The sequence below is a fragment of the Streptomyces sp. NPDC093510 genome (assembly GCF_040683555.1).
Taxonomy (GTDB): domain Bacteria; phylum Actinomycetota; class Actinomycetes; order Streptomycetales; family Streptomycetaceae; genus Streptomyces.
Map to the genome: position 1 here is coordinate 72,313 of NZ_JBFBEE010000024.1, position 18,328 is coordinate 90,640.

Sequence of the window (18,328 nt, forward strand, 5' to 3'; positions counted from 1 at the left end):
CATTAACCGATCAGAGGTCGACCGGGTGAACCGGATGGACCGAGCAAGGGGGCTCGACTGATGCGGCAGGCACCAGTGCTGACGAGCGCGGCTGACCCCGCGTCCGAGGCATGGCGGGCGAACGAGGCGGCGCACACCGCCCTCGTCGACGAGCTGCGGGCCAAGCTCGCGGCGGCCGCGCTCGGCGGCGGCGAGCGGGCGCGGGCCCGCCATGTGGCGCGCGGCAAGCTGCTGCCCCGCGACCGGGTGGACACGCTCCTCGACCCCGGCTCCCCCTTCCTGGAACTGGCCCCCCTCGCGGCCGACGGGTTGTACGGGGGAGGTGCCCCGGCGGCCGGCGTCATCGCCGGGATCGGCCGTGTCTCGGGCCGCGAGTGCGTGATCGTCGCCAATGACGCCACGGTCAAGGGCGGCACGTACTACCCCATGACGGTGAAGAAGCACCTGCGCGCCCAGGAGGTGGCCCTGGAGAACCACCTCCCGTGCCTCTACCTGGTCGACTCGGGCGGCGCCTTCCTGCCCATGCAGGACGACGTCTTCCCCGACCGGGAGCACTTCGGGCGGATCTTCTACAACCAGGCGCGGATGTCGGGGGCCGGCATCCCGCAGATCGCCGCCGTCCTCGGCTCCTGCACGGCCGGCGGGGCGTACGTGCCCGCGATGAGCGACGAGGCGGTGATCGTGCGCGACCAGGGCACGATCTTCCTCGGCGGCCCGCCGCTGGTGAAGGCCGCGACCGGCGAGGTCGTCACGGCCGAGGAGCTCGGCGGCGGCGAGGTCCACTCCCGCACCTCCGGAGTCACCGACCACCTCGCCGAGGACGACGCCCACGCCCTGCGCATCGTGCGCACGATCGTCTCGACGCTCCCCGACCGCGCCCCGCTGCCGTGGTCCGTGCAGCCCGTCGAGGAGCCGAAGACCGACCCCCTGGGGTTGTACGGGGCGGTGCCCACGGACTCCCGCACGCCCTACGACGTGCGGGAGGTCATCGCGCGCGTGGTCGACGGCTCCCGCTTCGCCGAGTTCAAGGCGGAGTTCGGCACGACGCTGGTGACCGGCTTCGCCCACATCCACGGCCACCCGGTCGGGATCGTCGCGAACAACGGCATCCTGTTCTCCGAGTCCGCCCAGAAGGGCGCCCACTTCATCGAGCTCTGTGACCAGCGCGGCATCCCCCTGGTCTTCCTGCAGAACATCTCCGGCTTCATGGTCGGGCGGGACTATGAGGCGGGCGGCATCGCCAAGCACGGCGCGAAGATGGTGACGGCCGTGGCCTGCACCCGCGTCCCGAAGCTGACGGTCGTCGTCGGCGGTTCGTACGGCGCGGGCAACTACTCGATGTGCGGCCGGGCCTACAGCCCCCGCTTCCTGTGGATGTGGCCGAACGCCAAGATCTCCGTGATGGGCGGCGAGCAGGCCGCCTCCGTCCTCGCCACGGTCAAGCGCGACCAGCTGGAGGCCCGCGGCGAGCAGTGGAGCGCCGAGGACGAGGAGACCTTCAAGGACCCGATCCGCGCGCAGTACGAGGAACAGGGCAACGCCTACTACGCCACGGCCCGCCTCTGGGACGACGGCGTGATCGACCCCCTCGACACCCGGCAGGTGCTGGGTCTGGCCCTGACCGCGTGCGCGGGCGCCCCCCTCCCCCAGAGGGACCCCTCGGCGCCCGGCTTCGGCGTCTTCCGGATGTGAGGAACGAATGACGATGTTCGACACGGTCCTGGTGGCCAACCGCGGCGAGATCGCGGTCCGCGTCATCCGTACGCTGCGGACCCTCGGCGTCCGCTCGGTCGCCGTCTTCAGCGACGCGGACGCCGACGCCCGGCACGTGCGCGAGGCCGACACGGCGGTGCGGATCGGCCCGGCACCCGCCACCGAGAGCTATCTGCGCGTGGACCGCATCCTGGAGGCGGCGGCGAAGTCCGGCGCCCAGGCGGTCCACCCGGGGTACGGCTTCCTCGCGGAGAACGCGGAGTTCGCGCAGTCCTGCGCCGCCGCCGGACTGACCTTCATCGGCCCGCCCGCCTCTGCCATCTCCCTCATGGGCGACAAGATCCGCGCCAAGGCGACCGTCCGGGCGGCCGGCGTGCCGGTCGTCCCCGGCTCCTCGGGCAGCGGCCTGACCGACGCCCAACTGGCCGACGCGGCACACGAGATCGGCACCCCGGTGCTGCTCAAGCCGAGCGCGGGCGGCGGCGGCAAGGGCATGCGCCTGGTGCGGGACGAGACGCTCCTCGCCGACGAGATCGCGGCGGCCCGCCGCGAGGCCCGCGCCTCCTTCGGCGACGACACCCTGCTCGTGGAGCGCTGGGTCGACCGGCCCCGGCACATCGAGATCCAGGTCCTCGCGGACGGCCACGGGAACGTGGTGCACCTCGGCGAGCGCGAGTGCTCCCTCCAACGCCGCCACCAGAAGATCATCGAGGAGGCGCCGAGCGTCCTCCTGGACGAGGCCACGCGCGCGGCGATGGGCGAGGCCGCGGTCCAGGCCGCCCGCTCCTGCGGGTACGCGGGCGCGGGCACCGTCGAGTTCATCGTGCCGGGCGGCGACCCCTCGTCGTACTACTTCATGGAGATGAACACCCGCCTCCAGGTGGAGCACCCCGTCACGGAGCTGGTCACCGGCCTCGACCTGGTCGAGTGGCAGCTGCGGGTCGCGGCGGGCGAGCGGCTGCCCTTCACCCAGGACGACGTCAGCCTCACCGGGCACGCGGTGGAGGCCCGCGTCTGCGCGGAAGACCCTTCGCGCGGCTTCCTGCCCTCCGGCGGCACGGTCCTGGCCCTGCACGAGCCGCGGGGCGACGGCGTGCGCACCGACTCCGGCCTGAGCGAGGGCACGGAGGTCGGCAGCCTCTACGACCCGATGCTGTCGAAGGTCATCGCGTTCGGCCCCGACCGCGCGACGGCGCTGCGCAAGCTGCGCGCCGCCCTCGCGGACACGGTCACCCTCGGCGTGCCGACGAACGCGGGCTTCCTGCGCAGGCTCCTCGCCCACCCCTCCGTGGTCGCGGGCGAGCTGGACACCGGCCTCGTGGAGCGCGAGGCGGAAGGACTCGTCCCTGACGGCGTGCCCGACGAGGTGTACGAGGCGGCGGCAGCGGTGCGCGAGGCCGCCCTCGAGCCGGTGGGCGGCGGCTGGACCGACCCGTTCTCCGTGCCGAGCGGCTGGCGGCTCGGGAGCACCCCGAAGCCCGTCACACACTGGCTCAAGGCAGCGGGACTTGAACCCGTCACCCACCGCCTGCGGGGCACCGACCGCACGGTCACCCCGGACCGCGTGCACGTCACGCTCGACGGCGTCCGGCACACCTTCCGCCGCGCCGGCGACTGGCTCGGCCGGGACGGCGACGCCTGGCACGTCCAGGACCACGACCCCGTGGCCGCCTCCCTCACCGGCGCCGCGCACGCCGGGGCGGACGCGCTCACCGCCCCCATGCCCGGCACGGTCACCGTCGTGAAGGTCTCCCCCGGCGACGTGGTGAGCGCGGGCCAGAGCCTGCTGGTGGTCGAGGCGATGAAAATGGAGCACGTCATCTCCGCCCCGCACGCCGGCACCGTCACCGAGCTCGACGTCACCCCGGGCACGACCGTCGCCATGGACCAGGTCCTCGCCGTCGTCGCCCCCGAGGAGGAGCAGGAATGACCACCGATCCGACGCCCGCGGAGTGCGGCCCGGGGGCCGGGGGCGAACCGCTCGAACTGGGGTCCGCACCGCTCCCCATGGTCGTGCCGACCCGGGGCCTGCCGTCCCACGTCCGCATCCACGAAGTGGGCGCCCGCGACGGCCTGCAGAACGAGAAGACGGCTCTACCCACGGAGATCAAGGCGGAGTTCATCCACCGCCTCGCCGACGCCGGCCTCACCACCGTCGAGGCGACCAGTTTCGTGCACCCCAAGTGGGTGCCCCAACTGGCCGACGCCGAGCAGCTGTTCCCGCTCCTCGGCGACCTCCAGGGCGTCCACCTGCCGGTCCTGGTGCCGAACGAGCGGGGCCTGGACCGCGCCCTCACGCTCGGCGCGCACCGCGTCGGCGTCTTCGCCAGCGCCACCGAGTCGTTCTCCCGGGCCAACCTCAACCGCACGGTGGACGAGGCCCTCGCGATGTTCGCCCCGGTGGTGGCCCGCGCGCGCGAGCAGGGCGTGCACGTCCGCGGCTATCTGTCGATGTGCTTCGGCGACCCCTGGGAGGGCGCCGTGCCGATCTCCAAGGTCGTCCGCGTCGCCCGCGCCCTGATCGACATGGGCTGCGACGAGCTGAGCCTCGGCGACACGATCGGCGTGGCCACGCCGGGCCACGTCTCGGCGATGCTCGCCGCGCTCAACGCGGTGCAGGTGCCGACCGAGCGCATCGGCGTCCACTTCCACGACACGTACGGCCAGGCGCTCACCAACACCCTCGCCGCCCTCCAGCACGGCGTGACGACGGTGGACGCCTCCGCGGGCGGCCTCGGCGGCTGCCCGTACGCGAAGAGCGCCACCGGGAACCTCGCGACAGAAGACCTCGTGTGGATGCTGCACGGCCTCGGCATCGACACCGGGGTCGACCTCGTCCGTCTCAGCGCCACAAGCGCCTGGATGGCCGACCAGTTGGGCCGACCCAGCCCGTCCCGCACCGTCCGTGCCCTCACGGCCCGCTCCCACGAAGAGCCGACCGCCTCCCCCCAGGAGCAGTGAAGAACGATGGACCACCGCCTGAGCCCCGAACACGAGGAACTGCGCCGCACGGTAGAGGCGTTCGCGCACGACGTCGTCGCCCCCAAGATCGGCGACTTCTACGAGCGCCACGAGTTCCCCTACGAGATCGTCCGCGAGATGGGCCGCATGGGCCTGTTCGGCCTGCCCTTCCCCGAGGAGTACGGCGGCATGGGCGGCGACTACTTCGCGCTCGGCATCGCCCTCGAAGAGCTCGCCCGCGTCGACTCGTCCGTGGCCATCACCCTGGAGGCGGGCGTCTCCCTCGGCGCGATGCCGCTGCACCTGTTCGGCACCGAGGAGCAGAAGCGGGAGTGGCTGCCGCGGCTGTGCGCGGGCGAGATCCTCGGCGCGTTCGGCCTGACCGAGCCGGACGGCGGTTCGGACGCGGGCGCCGCGCGCACGACGGCGGTGCGCGACGGTGACGACTGGGTGATCAACGGCTCCAAGTGCTTCATCACCAACTCCGGGACGGACATCACGGGCCTGGTCACGGTCACCGCCGTCACCGGCCGCAAGGAGGACGGGCGCCCGCTGATCTCCTCGATCATCGTGCCGTCCGGGACGCCCGGCTTCACGGTCGCCGCGCCCTACTCGAAGGTGGGGTGGAACGCCTCGGACACCCGGGAGCTGTCCTTCTCCGACGTCCGCGTCCCCGCCGCGAACCTCCTGGGCGAGGAGGGCCGGGGGTACGCGCAGTTCCTGCGCATCCTCGACGAGGGCCGCGTCGCGATCTCCGCGCTCGCCACCGGGCTCGCGCAGGGCTGTGTGGACGAGTCCGTGAAGTACGCCAAGGAGCGGCACGCGTTCGGGAAGCCGATCGGCGCGAACCAGGCCATCCAGTTCAAGATCGCCGACATGGAGACGCGGGCCCACATGGCCCGCGTCGGCTGGTACGACGCTGCGTCGCGCCTGGTCGCGGGCGAGCCCTTCAAGAAGGAGGCGGCCATCGCGAAGCTCTACTCGTCGACGGTCGCGGTGGACAACGCCCGCGAGGCCACGCAGATCCACGGCGGGTACGGCTTCATGAACGAGTATCCGGTCGCCCGGATGTGGCGGGACTCGAAGATCCTGGAGATCGGCGAGGGCACGAGCGAGGTGCAGCGCATGCTGATCGCCAGGGAACTGGGCTTCGCGAGCTGACGCGGCGGGCTTCGCGAGCTGACGCGGCCGTGACGTGAGGGGCCGCCGCACCCGCGAGTTAGCTTAGGTTAACCTAAGCTCTAATTCCGGCCAGCGACCCCATCGCCGTACGTCACGAAAGCAGAGACCCACATGTCCCAGGCCCGCCTGCCCAAGCCGTCCCGCCGCGGCATCCTCGCCGCCGGCGGCGCCCTCGGCCTCACCGCCGTCCTGGCTGCCTGCGGCAGCGAGAAGAAGGACGGGTCCGGCAAGACCGAGGGCGGCGCGGGCAAGTCCGGCCCGTGGAGCTTCAAGGACGACCGCGGCAAGACCGCGAAGAAGGACGCCACGCCGAAGAACATCGTGGCGTTCACGGGCGTCGCCGCGGCCCTGTTCGACTACGGCATCGAGGTCAAGGGCGTCTTCGGCCCGACGAAGACCGGTGACGGCAAGCCCGACGTCCAGGCCGGCGACATGGACATCAGCAAGCTGACGATCATCGGCAACGAATGGGGTCAGTTCAACATCGAGAAGTACGCGGGTCTCGCCCCCGACGTGCTGATCTCCACGATGTTCGACGACCAGGGCACCCTCTGGTACGTCCCCGAGGAGAGCAAGGACAAGATCCTCGGCCTCGCCCCGAGCGTCGGCATCAGCGTCTACGACCGGCAGCTCACCCAGCCGCTGCAGCGCATCCAGGCGCTCGCCGAGTCGCTGGGCGCGGACGTGAGGTCCGACAAGGTCGTCAAGGCGAAGAAGCGCTTCGAGGAGGCGTCGGAGCGGCTGCGCAAGGTCGCCAGGGCGAACAAGGACATCAAGGTCCTCGTCGGCTCCGCGAGCCAGGAGCTGTTCTACGTCTCCGGCACGAACCTCTCGGTCGACCTCGAGTACTTCAAGGCGCTCGGCGTGAACTTCGTCGAGCCGCCGGAGAAGGCCAAGAAGGAGTCCGGCGGCTGGTTCGAGAACCTCAGCTGGGAGAACGTCGACAAGTACGACGCGGACGTCATCATGATGGACAACCGCACCTCGGCGATCCAGCCGGCCGACATCTCCAAGCCGACCTGGAAGAAGCTGCCCGCGGTCAAGGCCGGACAGGTCATCCCGCGCATCGCGGAGCCCATCTTCTCGTACGACAAGTGCGCGCCGATCCTCGAGGACCTCGCCGACGCGATCGAGAAGGCGAAGAAGCTGAAGTAGCCACCGCCGTCGCCGCCCCCTTCGCTCGCGGAGGGGGCGGTTTCGTTTTCCGGGTCCGGACTCCCAGGAGCGTTGAAGTTAGGTTAGGCTTACCTAAGTCAACTCCCGGCCCTGGAGGACAGTTCATGCGCTCGCACCTGCTCAACGGCACCACCGCGGAGCGGTACCGCAGCTCCGTGACCGAAGGGGTCGAGCGGGTGACCGCCCAACTCGCCGCGGGCGCCCGCACATTCGCCGAACCCGAACCCGGGTCCGGGCCCGGACCCGGCGCCGTGGACGGCATCGACCTCGACGAGCCCCTGCACGACACCATCGCCGCCCTCGACGAGCTCGAAGAGCTGTACCTGCGCGGCGCCACGCACCTGACCCACCCCCGCCGCCTCGCCCACCTCCACTCCCCGGCCGTCATCCCCGCCGTCCTGGGCGAAGCGGTGCTCTCCGCCGTCAACTCCCCCCTCGACACCTGGGACCGGCCGGCCGGCGCCGCGCTCATCGAACGCCGCGTCATCGACTGGACCGCCGAACGGATCGGCCTCGGACCGTCCGCCGACGGAGTGTTCACCGGCGGCGGCGCCCAGTCCGACGCGCAGGCACTGCTCCTCGCCCGCGAGCAGGCCGGGGACCGGGACCCCGCCACCCTGCGGATCTTCGTCTCCGAGGCCGCGCTTCCCGGCGTACAGCGGACGGCCCGGCTGCTCGGCCTCGGCGACGAAGCCGTCGTGGCGGTCCGCACCGACCGGAACAAGCGCATGCAGACCGTGGCCCTCGCCCGGGCGCTGGAGCGCTGCGCACGCGACGACCTCTCCCCCATGGCGGTCGTCGCCACCGCGGGCACCACCGATTTCGGCTCCATCGACCCGCTGCCCGAGATCGCCCGCCTCTGTGCGCAGTACGACACCTGGCTGCACGTGGACGCCGCGTACGGCTGCGGGCTGCTCGCCTCGCGCAGGAACCGGCACCTCCTCGACGGCATCGAGCGCGCCGACTCCGTGACCGTGGATTACCACAAGTCCTTCTTCCAGCCGGTGAGTTCGTCGGCGGTGCTGGTGCGCGACCGGGCCGGCACGTCCCTGCGGGCCGACGCCGCCGGGCGGCGCTTCGACGCCCTGAAACTGTGGATGACGCTGCGCGTGATGGGTGCGGACGGCATCGGTGACCTCTTCGACGAGGTCTGCGACCTGGCCACGCGTGGCTGGAAACTGCTGGTCGCCGACCCGCGCTTCGACGTCGTGGCCGAGCCCCAGCTGTCCACGCTCACCTTCCGCTACATCCCCGCGGAGATCTGCGCCCCCGCCACGATCGACCGCGCCAACCTGTACGCCCGCAAGGCCCTGTTCGCCTCCGGGGAGGCGGTGGTGGCGGGCGCCGAGGTGGGCGGGCGCCAGTTCCTGAAGTTCACGCTCCTCGACCCCGAGACGACCACCGAGGACATCACGGCCGTCCTCGAACTGATCGCCGACCACGCCGAGCGGTACCTGGGAGAGCACCTTGACCGCGCTTGCTGACCTCCGCCCGCTCTCCAGCCGTGGGAGCGCCGACTTCACACTCCGCACGCTCGACCCGCTGACCGACTGCGAGCTGGTGCACGCCTGGGTGACGCACCCCCGGGCGGAGCACTGGATGATGCGGGACGCCACCCTGACGGACGTCGAGCGCACCTACATGGCGCTCGCGGCCTCCGGGCACCACGAGGCGTTCCTCGGGCTGTACAAGGGTGTGCCGTCGTTCCTCGTGGAGCGGTACGACCCCGCGTACACGTCGCCGACGGGCCTCTTCGAACCGCGCTCCGGCGACGTCGGCATGCGCTTTTTGATCGCTCCGTCCGAGGTGCGCGTCCCCGGCTTCACCCGTGGCGTGCTCACCGCGGTGCTGCGCGAGCTGTTCGCCGACCCTCTGACCGCCCCCTGACCGAGCGGGGCCCCCGAGACGGTCCTCGGGGGCCCCGCTCCTGAACGTGGCGGATCTGGCTCCGGGCCCCGGCTACTTGCCGGGCCAGGGCACCTGCGGCGACTCGTAGTAGCCGATGCCCAGCGCGTCCCAGCGCGGGGCCTGCGCGGCGAGCCGCACCTTGTACTTCTCCCAGTCGTGCGTGGCCGCGGGCGACCAGCCGAGCTCGGCGATGCCGGGCAGCCGCGGGAACGCCATGTAGTCGAGGTGCGCGGAGGTCGAGAGCGTCTCCGTCCACAGCGGCGCCTCGACGCCGAGGACCGAGTCCGCGGGCGCGCCCTGGAGGTACGAGGCCGGGTCCCAGTCGTAGGAGCGCCGCACCTCGACGAGGCCCGCCCAGGACAGTCCGAGCGGGGTGTCCTTGTCGTACTTCATGTCGAGGTAGGAGCGGTCGGCCGGCGAGAGGACCAGCTTGGTGCCGTTCTTCGCGGCGTTCACGACCTGCTCGCGCTCGGCGGCGCCGGTCCTGTCGTAGCCCCAGTACTGCGCGACGGCGCCCTCGGCGGGCTTCGCGCCGGCCAGCTGGTGCCAGCCCATCACCTTCTTGCCGTACTTGGCGACCACCGGCTGCACCTTGTCCATGAACGCGACGAAGTCCTCGTGGCTGGTGGAGTGGGCCTCGTCGCCGCCGATGTGGATGTACTCACCGGGCGTCATCGCCGCGAGCTCGCGGATCACGTCGTCCACGAAGTCGTACGTCACGTCCTTCTTCACGCACAGCGAGCTGAAGCCGACCTCGGTGCCGGTGTAGAGCGGCGGGGCGACGCCGTTGCAGTTCAGCTCGGCGTACGAGGCGAGCGCGGCGTTGGTGTGCCCCGGCATGTCTATCTCGGGGACGACCTCCAGGTACCGCGAGGCCGCGTAGTCGACGATCTCCTTGTACTGCGCCTTCGTGTAGTAGCCGCCCTTGCCGCCGCCGACCTGCGTGGACCCGCCGTACGTGGCGAGCCGCGGCCAGGAGTCGATGGCGATGCGCCAGCCCTGGTCGTCGCTGAGGTGCAGGTGCAGCTTGTTCATCTTGTAGAGGGCGGCCTGGTCGATGTAGCGCTTGACCTGGTCGACGGTGAAGAAGTGCCGCGACACGTCGAGCATCGTGGAGCGGTATCCGTAGCGCGGCATGTCCTTGACGGTGCCGCCCGCGATGCGCCAGGGGCCGCGCTGCTTCGTCTTCTTCTCGACGGCGGCGGGCAGTTGCTGGCGCACGGTCTGCACGCCGTGGAAGAGGCCGGCGCCGGTCCAGGAGGTGATGGTGAGGGAGCCGCGTGTGGAGATGACGCGGTACCCCTCGTCGCCGAGGGCCTTGTTCTCCGGTTCGGCGCTGATGCGCAGCCGGATGCCGTCGCTGCCCTCGCCGGCGGTGACGGGAAGCTTGTAGCCGGTGGAGGGGCGCAGCACCTTGGCGAGGTACTCGCCGACGCGCCGCTCCTCGGGGTTGCCCTTGCCGACGCGGATGCGGGTCCTGGCGGTGATCTCGTACCCGGCGCCGCCCGCCTCGGCCGCCAGGGGTGCGGGCACGACCTGGCCGAGCGGTGTGGGCGGGGACTTCGGCTGCCCCGAGGGGCCGGGCGCGGCGGCGAACGAGGAGATTCCGGCGGCCGCCACGAGCAACAGCGAGCCGAGTATGCGCGCGGTTCTTCTGTTCGGCCGGTTGTCGGCCCTGCTGCTGGCCCGGCTGTCGGCCCTGCTGTTCGTTCTTCTGTGCGATCTCACAAGCGGGTCCCTTCGGACGGAGGGCTGTGGTGCATCGCAATCGAACGGTCCCCATTGGTAACCCGGCCCCCACAAGGGGTCAAGGGGAGTAGACCATTTGTCCAAGGGGTCGGTGCGAGAATCCCTGCATGGCGGAAATCATCCAGCGTGACGGGACCTGGACCTTCGACGGGGAGACGCTGCGCCTCGTGCCGGGGCACGACAAGAACGTCTCCCTGTTGCGCAAGTCGCTGGGCGAACTGGCCGTACCGCTCCCGGCGTTGGCGGGCATCGCCTTCGAACAGGGCAAGAAGTCGGGCCGGTTGCGACTGCGGCTGCGGGACGGCGCGGACCCGCTGCTCCAGGCGACGGGCGGGCAGCTGACGGACTCCTCGGACCCGTATCAGCTGACGGTGGAGCCGGACCGGTACGGGGTCGCGGAGTACCTGGTCGACGAGGTCCGCAACGCGCATCTGATCGAACAGGTGCAGGTCACGCCCTGCGACGCCTATCTCCTTCCCGGCCCCTCCGTGCCGCTGTCCGTCTCCGCCGGGGACGGTACGGCGAGTTTCGACGGGGAGACCGTCCGCCTGGAGTGGAACTGGAAGACGGAGGAGGCGAAGTCGGCGTCCGGCACCCGGTCGATGGCGCTCGCCGACGTCGCGGCGGTGGAGTGGCAGCCCGCTGTCGGCCTGGAGAACGGCTGCCTGCGGTTCACCGTGAGGAACGCGCCGACCAAGGCCCCGCCGAAGTACGACCCGAACTCCGTCGAGCTGTGGGGCTTCAAGAAGGACCCCCTGATGGCGCTGGTCGCCGCCGCGGTCCAGGCCCGCCTCCCGCACCCGTCGGCCCCCACGCCCGGGCGGGACGCGCCGCCCGCCCTCGGCAAGAGTTCCGCCCCGCCGCCCCCGGCCGACGACCACGACGCCCTCCTGCGCCGGCTGCGCGAGCTGGGCGAGCTGCACCAGGCCGGGATACTCACGGACGAGGAGTTCGCGACGGCCAAACAGGCGGTCCTGCGCCGCATGTGAGCGCCGTTCCCGCCACTGCCGGCCCCCTTCTCGGCCCGTTCCGACACGACCCTGCCCGATTCCGGGCAGGATTCTTGCGAAAGGGCATGCGATACCCCAGGATCAACGAATGCACGACGACCTGGTGGACCACCTCACCCGCAGCACCCCGCTCCAGCGGGGCGAAGCGCTGCGGGTCATCCAGGACGTGCTCGCCTACTTCGACGAGACGACCGAAGAGTTCGTCCGTCGCCGCCACCGCGAGCTGCAGGGTCAGGGCCTGCTGAACGCGGCGATCTTCGAACAGATCTCGGCGGACCTCACATACCGCGCGGTCGCGCCGCCGGAGCTCACCCTCCGGCAGCTGCGCCGCATCGTCTACGGCTAGGAATCCCTCCATGTGCGGAATCGTCGGATACATCGGCAAGCGTGACGTCGCCCCGCTCCTCCTCGAAGGCCTGCAGCGCCTGGAGTACCGCGGCTACGACTCCGCGGGCATCGCCGTCACCGGCCCCAAGGCCTCGGGGCTCAAGACGGTCAAGGCCAAGGGCCGCGTCCGCGACCTGGAGGCCAAGGTCCCCGCCCGCTTCAAGGGCACGACCGGCATCGCCCACACCCGCTGGGCCACCCACGGCGCCCCCTCCGACGAGAACGCCCACCCCCACCTGTCCGAGGACGGCAAGGTCGCCGTCGTCCACAACGGCATCATCGACAACGCCTCCGAGCTGCGCGCCAAGCTCACCGCCGACGGCGTCGAGTTCCTCTCCGAGACGGACACCGAGGTCCTCACCCACCTCATCGCCCGCTCCCAGGCGGACAAGCTCGAGGAGAAGGTGCGCGAGGCGCTGCGCCACATCGAGGGCACGTACGGCATCGCCGTCCTGCACGCCGACTTCAACGACCGCATCGTCGTCGCCCGCAACGGCTCCCCCGTCGTCCTCGGCATCGGCGAGAAGGAGATGTTCGTCGCCTCGGACGTCGCCGCGCTCGTCTCGCACACCCGCCAGGTCGTCACCCTCGACGACGGCGAGATGGCCACCATCAAGGCCGACGACTACCGCACCTACACCACCGAGGGCTCGCGCACGACCGCCTCGCCGACCACCGTGGAGTGGGAGGCCGAGTCGTACGACATGGGCGGCCACGACACGTACATGCACAAGGAGATCTTCGAGCAGCCCGACGCGGTCGACCGCGTCCTGCGCGGCCGCATCGACGACCGCTTCTCCACCGTGCACCTCGGCGGCCTGAACCTCGACGCGCACGACGCCCGCAAGGTGCGCCGCGTCAAGATCCTCGGCTGCGGCACCTCGTACCACGCGGGCATGATCGGCGCCCAGATGATCGAGGAGCTGGCCCGCATCCCCGCCGACGCGGAGCCGGCGTCCGAGTTCCGCTACCGCAACGCGGTCGTGGACCCCGACACCCTCTACATCGCGGTCTCGCAGTCCGGCGAGACGTACGACGTGCTCGCCGCCGTGCAGGAGCTGAAGCGCAAGGGCGCCCGCGTCCTCGGCGTCGTGAACGTCGTCGGCTCGGCGATCGCCCGCGAGGCCGACGCGGGCGTGTACGTCCACGCGGGCCCGGAGGTCTGCGTCGTCTCCACCAAGTGCTTCACCAACACCACGGTCGCCTTCGGCCTGCTCGCCCTGCACCTGGGCCGCATCCGTGACCTGTCGGTCTCCGACGGCAAGCGGATCATCGAGGGCCTGCGCAAGCTGCCCGGACAGATCTCGGAGATCCTCAAGCAGGAGGACGAGATCAAGAAGATCGCCAAGCAGTACGCGGACGCCCGTTCGATGCTCTTCATCGGTCGCGTACGCGGCTACCCCGTGGCCCGCGAGGCCTCGCTCAAGCTCAAGGAGGTCTCGTACATCCACGCCGAGGCCTACCCCGCCTCCGAGCTCAAGCACGGCCCGCTCGCGCTCATCGAGCCCGCGCTCCCGACCGTCGCGATCGTCCCTGACGACGACCTCCTGGAGAAGAACCGCGCCGCTCTGGAGGAGATCAAGGCCCGCAGCGGCAAGATCCTCGCGGTCGCGCACCAGGAGCAGGAGAAGGCCGACCAGACGATCCTCGTTCCGAAGAACGAGAACGAGCTGGACCCGATCCTGATGGGCATCCCGCTGCAGCTCCTCGCCTACCACACGGCGCTGGCGCTCGGCCGGGACATCGACAAGCCGCGCAACCTCGCGAAGTCGGTCACCGTGGAGTAGCCGGACGGCACGGCCGAGCCGCGAGAGCCGCGAGAGCCGCGAGAGCCGCGACATGAACGACCCCCTGTGCGTGCCACCAGCACACAGGGGGTCGTTCCTCAAGGGCCGGGGTCGCCCATTACCCCGACCCGCGTCGGCGACCGTTATGTACCCTTCACAAGGGCTCAAACCACCTCTACGCACGAGTAGATTTATCTGCTCACAAAATCGCCCCGCGCGGGCGGCCGGGAGAGCGCCCCCCTCAACTCGTCGAGAGTCGGGGGGCGTTACGGGATGACGACGACGGGGCGCTGTGCGCGGCGCGCCAGCCGCCCCGCGACGGAGCCGAAGATGCGGCCGACGATGCCGTGCGTGGAGCCGACGACGATCGCGTCCGCGCTGTACTCGCGGCCGACCTCCTCCAGCTCGTGGCAGATGTCGCCGCCGCGCTCGACGAGGATCCACGGCACCTCGGACAGATAGTCCGCGCAGGCCAGCTCCAGGCCGAGCACTTCGGTGCGGTGGTCCGGCACGTCGACGAAGACCGGGGGCTCGCAGCCCGCCCACACGGTGGTGGGCAGCCGGTTGGCGACGTGGACGATGATCAGACCGGAGCCGGAGCGGTGGGCCATCCCGATCGCGTACGAGAGGGCCCGCTCACTGGAGGTCGAGCCGTCGAAACCGACGACGACACCGTGCCTGAAGGCGGGATCGCAGGAGTGACGCGGTTCTTCCGCCGCTCGGGGGGTCGCCGTGGGATCGGCGACCTGCCGCTTGCGGTCTGCAGATTCGAAGGATTCGTGACCGGCCATCGGTGTCTCGGCGAAGGAGTCCTCTGTGAGAGGGCGACTTATTCTGGTGGTGCGAATGTTCAGGACCTGGAAGGTCGTCCGGGAATCATCTTCCCAACCCCATACCCCTAAGGGTACGGCGACACTCCTCTCCTGCCCAGGGCCTGCCCGGAGCCTGCGAAGAACCCCGCACTGAGGCCTCGCCGGGCCGTGCACAGGGCCTCCCGGCGTTCACCGGAGCATGCATGAGCGCCGCCCGTATGGCAATGGTTGCTGCCTCCTACAGGCGGTTTGCCCACCCGTCCGGCGCCACCCTGCGGCCTCCCCAGTGACCCACCGGCCGACCAGGCGTTGGACAGCGCTGGATCTCCGTACGCCACCGCCACAGGGAGCACGCCGTGCCCGGACCTTCGCCCGCGCCCTCGCCTTCCGCCCTCTTCCCGTCTTCACCCGAGCAAGGACGGCAAGGTCGGCAAGCTCGGCACGGACAGCGCGAGCCGCGGGACGCGCCCCCGCAGGACTCGGTGAGCGATGTGGTCCGCTGGGCCGCGTTCAGCTGCGTTCTGGTCCCCGTCGTCCTCGTCGTCTACGGGGGTTCACTGGCCGGCGCCGCCGGTGCGGCGCTCGGGCTCGTGGCCGTCACCGGGGTCTGCCGGGTGCTCCTGCGGCAGTCCGAGCGGGGCGCCGCGCGACTGCTTGCAGAACAGAACAAGGGGCACCGGGGACGGCACAGCAGAACGGGCGTGGGGGCGCACAGGGGCACTCGTCAAAGTGCCGACAGTGCGCCGGTGGACTGACCGATTCACACACACGCTCCCGTAGCTTTTCAGCCAACTTCCGGGGGCGGCCGATTCCTTGGGCGAACGCCCCCTCAACCCCCGTCCGACCAGGGCTGAAAGCCGCGCTCAAGCCGCCCGCACCCTACGGGGACCGGCCATGGAGCCAAGGCGCACTTCCCAGCAAGCCGCGCGAGTGCAACGCTTCGTGATCGAATGCTTCACGCCAAGTTGCCATGTCGACAATCTGCCGAGTGATGAACTGGTCACCCCGGCAGCACGGGACGCAGTAGATTCGATCTTGACTGTATTACGGCGGGGGACTGGTGGAGGACCGAGGGGAAACGTGCAGCAGCGACAAGCCAGGCAAGCGCGTCAAGCACGTCAAAAACGTCAAGCACGTCAAGCACGCCAGGAACACGGAGCCGCGACGCCCGAGGGGAGTTTAGCACCATGAGCCACGACTCCATTGCCGCGCCGGAGGCCGCGGCTCGGAAACTTTCGGGGCGGCGCCGCCGGGAGATCGTAGCGGTGCTGCTCTTCAGCGGCGGTCCCATTTTCGAGAGTTCCATACCGCTCTCCGTGTTCGGCATCGACCGGCAGGACGCGGGGGTCCCCCGCTACCGGCTGCTGGTCTGCGCCGGCGAGGAGGGCCCGCTGCGGACCACCGGCGGACTCGAACTCACCGCGCCACACGGCCTGGAGGCGATCGGCCGGGCCGGCACCGTCGTCGTACCGGCCTGGCGGTCGATCACCTCACCGCCGCCGCCGGAGGCGCTCGAGGCGCTGCGCCGCGCGCACGAGGAGGGTGCCCGCATCGTCGGGCTGTGCACGGGCGCGTTCGTCCTCGCCGCGGCGGGACTGCTCGACGGACGTCCGGCGACCACCCACTGGATGTACGCGCCGACGCTCGCGAAGCGCTATCCGTCCGTCCACGTGGATCCGCGTGAGCTGTTCGTCGACGACGGTGACGTCCTGACGAGCGCGGGCACCGCGGCCGGAATCGATCTCTGTCTGCACATCGTGCGCACGGATCACGGCAACGAAGCGGCGGGCGCGCTCGCCCGCAGGCTCGTCGTGCCGCCGCGCAGGGCCGGCGGCCAGGAGCGCTATCTCGACAGGTCTTTACCCGAGGAGATCGGCGCCGACCCGCTCGCCGAGGTCGTCGCGTGGGCGCTCGAACACCTCCACGAGCAGTTCGACGTGGAGACGCTGGCCGCGCGCGCGTACATGAGCAGGCGCACCTTCGACCGCAGGTTCCGCTCGCTCACGGGCAGCGCGCCGCTCCAGTGGCTGATCACCCAGCGGGTGCTCCAGGCGCAGCGGCTCCTCGAGACCTCCGACTACTCCGTCGACGAGGTGGCGGGCCGCTGCGGCTTCCGCTCGCCGGTGGCGCTGCGGGGTCACTTCCGGCGCCAGCTGGGTTCGTCCCCGGCCGCCTACCGGGCCGCGTACCGCGCCCGCAGGCCACAGGGCGAACGCGTGCTGGAGTCCGTGTCGGCGACGGCGCAGGCCATGCCCGCTCTCGTCGAGGCGGGGCCGGTGCCGACCCAGAGCCGGCGCACGGCGGCCGCCAGCGCGCTCGGCCCGTCGACTTCGGTGCCGACCGAGCCGGGCAAGCCGAACTCGGACCTGTACGCGCCGGGACGTGCGCCCCTGCCCGGTCAGAGGAGTGCGCCGTAGGGTTAGGGGCATGAACGATCGCATGGTGTGGATCGACTGCGAGATGACCGGGCTCTCGTTGACGGATGACGCACTTATCGAGGTGGCCGCACTGGTCACCGACTCGGAACTGAACGTGCTCGGCGAAGGTGTGGACATTGTGATCCGCCCGCCGGACGCGGCGCTGGAGACCATGCCCGAGGTGGTGCGCGCCATGCACACCGCCTCGGGGCTCCTCGACGAGCTGGCCGGCGGCACCACGCTGGCCGACGCCGAGGAGCAGGTCCTGGCGTACGTACGTGAGCACGTCAAGGAGCCACGGAAGGCTCCGCTGTGCGGAAACTCGGTCGGCACCGACCGCGGCTTCCTGCTGCGGGACATGGCGACGCTGGAGGAGTACCTCCACTACCGCATCGTCGACGTCTCCTCCATCAAGGAGCTGGCCCGGCGCTGGTACCCCCGGGCGTACTTCAACAGCCCGGACAAGAGCGGCAACCACCGCGCGCTCGCCGACATCCGCGAGTCCATCGCCGAGCTGCGCTACTACCGCGAGGCGGTCTTCGTGCCGCAGCCGGGACCCGACTCGGAGACCGCGCGGGCGATCGCGGCCAAGCACGTCCTGCCTGCGGAGTAGCCTCCGCGGGTGCCCTGTGTACGGGGTCCGGGAAACGTGTGCGCGAGCACCCCTTCGGACCCTGTACACTTTTTCTCGGCCGGTCGGAAGAACGACAAACGACCGGACATGGTGGGTGTAGCTCAGTTGGTAGAGCACCTGGTTGTGGTCCAGGTGGCCGCGGGTTCAAGTCCCGTCACTCACCCTGAAGGATAAAGGCCCGGTCTGCGAAAGCAGGCCGGGCCTTCTTCATGCCCGGGCCCGGCCGTCGCGTTCGCGCGGGCCGACGGCGAGTCGCGGACGAGGAGGAGCGGTCACGGGGCGTCGGGTACGCGGCACCAGGGGCCGATGCGGCTGTCCGTCCAGCGGGCGTGGGGGTGTGTGCAGTCCGGGCCGGCCGGGTGTCTGTCCAGATAGGGGTGGGCGGCCCGCACCGTCTCCATGTGGCCGTCGCACACGAAGGACGTTCTGATCTCGTCCGGGCCTTCGTGTTCCCACGCGATGTGCCACGCGCCCGCCTTCGCGCAGCGGACGGCGGTGCCGTCCGGGTGGTGGTCGACGACGCCGCAGCCGTCGCCGTCGCCCTGACCCTCGTACTCGGGAAAGTTCATGCGCCTGGCTCCTCGGCCGTGCG

At 70.8% G+C, this 18,328-nt stretch carries 16 protein-coding genes and 1 tRNA gene; 14 read left to right on the top strand and 3 right to left on the bottom strand.

Annotated elements, in window-relative coordinates:
- Positions 1 to 60 precede the first annotated feature (60 nt).
- The 7 genes from AB0N81_RS32020 (at position 61) to AB0N81_RS32050 (ending at position 8,919) form a co-directional block, all read left to right on the top strand.
- Complete coding sequence (locus AB0N81_RS32020) at positions 61 to 1,692, top strand: carboxyl transferase domain-containing protein (RefSeq protein WP_365364498.1); 1,632 nt, start codon at positions 61 to 63, stop codon at positions 1,690 to 1,692.
- Between the two features lie 13 nt (positions 1,693 to 1,705).
- Entirely contained in the window at positions 1,706 to 3,643 is a 1,938-nt protein-coding gene (locus AB0N81_RS32025) for an acetyl/propionyl/methylcrotonyl-CoA carboxylase subunit alpha (RefSeq protein ID WP_365364584.1), read from the top strand.
- A 77-nt stretch (positions 3,644 to 3,720) separates the two neighbouring features.
- Entirely contained in the window at positions 3,721 to 4,674 is a 954-nt protein-coding gene (locus AB0N81_RS32030; protein WP_365364586.1) for a hydroxymethylglutaryl-CoA lyase, read from the top strand.
- Between the two features lie 6 nt (positions 4,675 to 4,680).
- Entirely contained in the window at positions 4,681 to 5,835 is a 1,155-nt protein-coding gene (locus AB0N81_RS32035; protein WP_365364500.1) for an acyl-CoA dehydrogenase family protein, read from the top strand.
- A 132-nt stretch (positions 5,836 to 5,967) separates the two neighbouring features.
- Positions 5,968 to 7,011, top strand: coding sequence for an ABC transporter substrate-binding protein (locus AB0N81_RS32040; protein ID WP_365364502.1), 1,044 nt, complete (start codon positions 5,968 to 5,970; stop codon positions 7,009 to 7,011).
- A gap of 125 nt (positions 7,012 to 7,136) precedes the next feature.
- Positions 7,137 to 8,516, top strand: a complete 1,380-nt coding sequence (locus AB0N81_RS32045; protein ID WP_365364504.1) for an aspartate aminotransferase family protein — start codon at positions 7,137 to 7,139, stop codon at positions 8,514 to 8,516.
- Positions 8,500 to 8,919, top strand: a complete 420-nt coding sequence (locus AB0N81_RS32050) for a GNAT family N-acetyltransferase (RefSeq protein ID WP_365364508.1) — start codon at positions 8,500 to 8,502, stop codon at positions 8,917 to 8,919. Before AB0N81_RS32045 ends, AB0N81_RS32050 begins: the two co-directional genes overlap by 17 nt.
- Before the next feature lie 72 nt (positions 8,920 to 8,991).
- On the opposite strand, the gene AB0N81_RS32055 is transcribed toward AB0N81_RS32050, so the two are convergent.
- Entirely contained in the window at positions 8,992 to 10,581 is a 1,590-nt protein-coding gene (locus tag AB0N81_RS32055; protein WP_365364588.1) for a beta-N-acetylhexosaminidase, read from the bottom strand.
- Positions 10,582 to 10,796: 215 nt separating this feature from the next.
- On the opposite strand from AB0N81_RS32055, the gene AB0N81_RS32060 reads away from it, so the two are divergent.
- The 3 genes from AB0N81_RS32060 to glmS all read left to right on the top strand — a co-directional run bounded on the left by AB0N81_RS32060 (position 10,797) and on the right by glmS (position 13,873).
- Complete coding sequence (locus AB0N81_RS32060; protein WP_365364510.1) at positions 10,797 to 11,678, top strand: DUF4429 domain-containing protein; 882 nt, start codon at positions 10,797 to 10,799, stop codon at positions 11,676 to 11,678.
- A gap of 109 nt (positions 11,679 to 11,787) precedes the next feature.
- Positions 11,788 to 12,045, top strand: a complete 258-nt coding sequence (locus tag AB0N81_RS32065; RefSeq protein WP_365364512.1) for a hypothetical protein — start codon at positions 11,788 to 11,790, stop codon at positions 12,043 to 12,045.
- 10 nt (positions 12,046 to 12,055) lie between these two features.
- Positions 12,056 to 13,873 (top strand): glutamine--fructose-6-phosphate transaminase (isomerizing), encoded by a 1,818-nt coding sequence (gene glmS / locus AB0N81_RS32070; RefSeq protein ID WP_365364514.1) that lies wholly within the window; start codon positions 12,056 to 12,058, stop codon positions 13,871 to 13,873.
- 266 nt (positions 13,874 to 14,139) lie between these two features.
- On the opposite strand, the gene AB0N81_RS32075 is transcribed toward glmS, so the two are convergent.
- Positions 14,140 to 14,664 carry a universal stress protein gene (locus tag AB0N81_RS32075; protein ID WP_365364516.1) on the bottom strand — a complete coding sequence of 175 codons (525 nt, stop codon included), beginning with the start codon at positions 14,662 to 14,664 and terminating at the stop codon, positions 14,140 to 14,142.
- A 503-nt stretch (positions 14,665 to 15,167) separates the two neighbouring features.
- Here AB0N81_RS32075 and AB0N81_RS32080 point away from each other — a divergent pair.
- The 4 genes from AB0N81_RS32080 (at position 15,168) to AB0N81_RS32095 (ending at position 17,899) form a co-directional block, all read left to right on the top strand.
- Positions 15,168 to 15,440, top strand: a complete 273-nt coding sequence (locus AB0N81_RS32080; protein ID WP_365364518.1) for a hypothetical protein — start codon at positions 15,168 to 15,170, stop codon at positions 15,438 to 15,440.
- A gap of 432 nt (positions 15,441 to 15,872) precedes the next feature.
- The gene (locus tag AB0N81_RS32085; protein WP_365364520.1) at positions 15,873 to 17,102 is read left to right on the top strand and encodes a helix-turn-helix domain-containing protein; all 1,230 of its coding nucleotides are present in this window, start codon (positions 15,873 to 15,875) and stop codon (positions 17,100 to 17,102) included.
- 10 nt (positions 17,103 to 17,112) lie between these two features.
- The gene (orn, locus tag AB0N81_RS32090) at positions 17,113 to 17,715 is read left to right on the top strand and encodes an oligoribonuclease (RefSeq protein ID WP_365364522.1); all 603 of its coding nucleotides are present in this window, start codon (positions 17,113 to 17,115) and stop codon (positions 17,713 to 17,715) included.
- Between the two features lie 111 nt (positions 17,716 to 17,826).
- Positions 17,827 to 17,899 (top strand) — tRNA-His (locus tag AB0N81_RS32095).
- A 109-nt stretch (positions 17,900 to 18,008) separates the two neighbouring features.
- Here the strand turns inward: AB0N81_RS32095 and AB0N81_RS32100 are convergent.
- Positions 18,009 to 18,305, bottom strand: a complete 297-nt coding sequence (locus AB0N81_RS32100; protein WP_365364524.1) for a hypothetical protein — start codon at positions 18,303 to 18,305, stop codon at positions 18,009 to 18,011.
- Positions 18,306 to 18,328 lie beyond the last annotated feature (23 nt).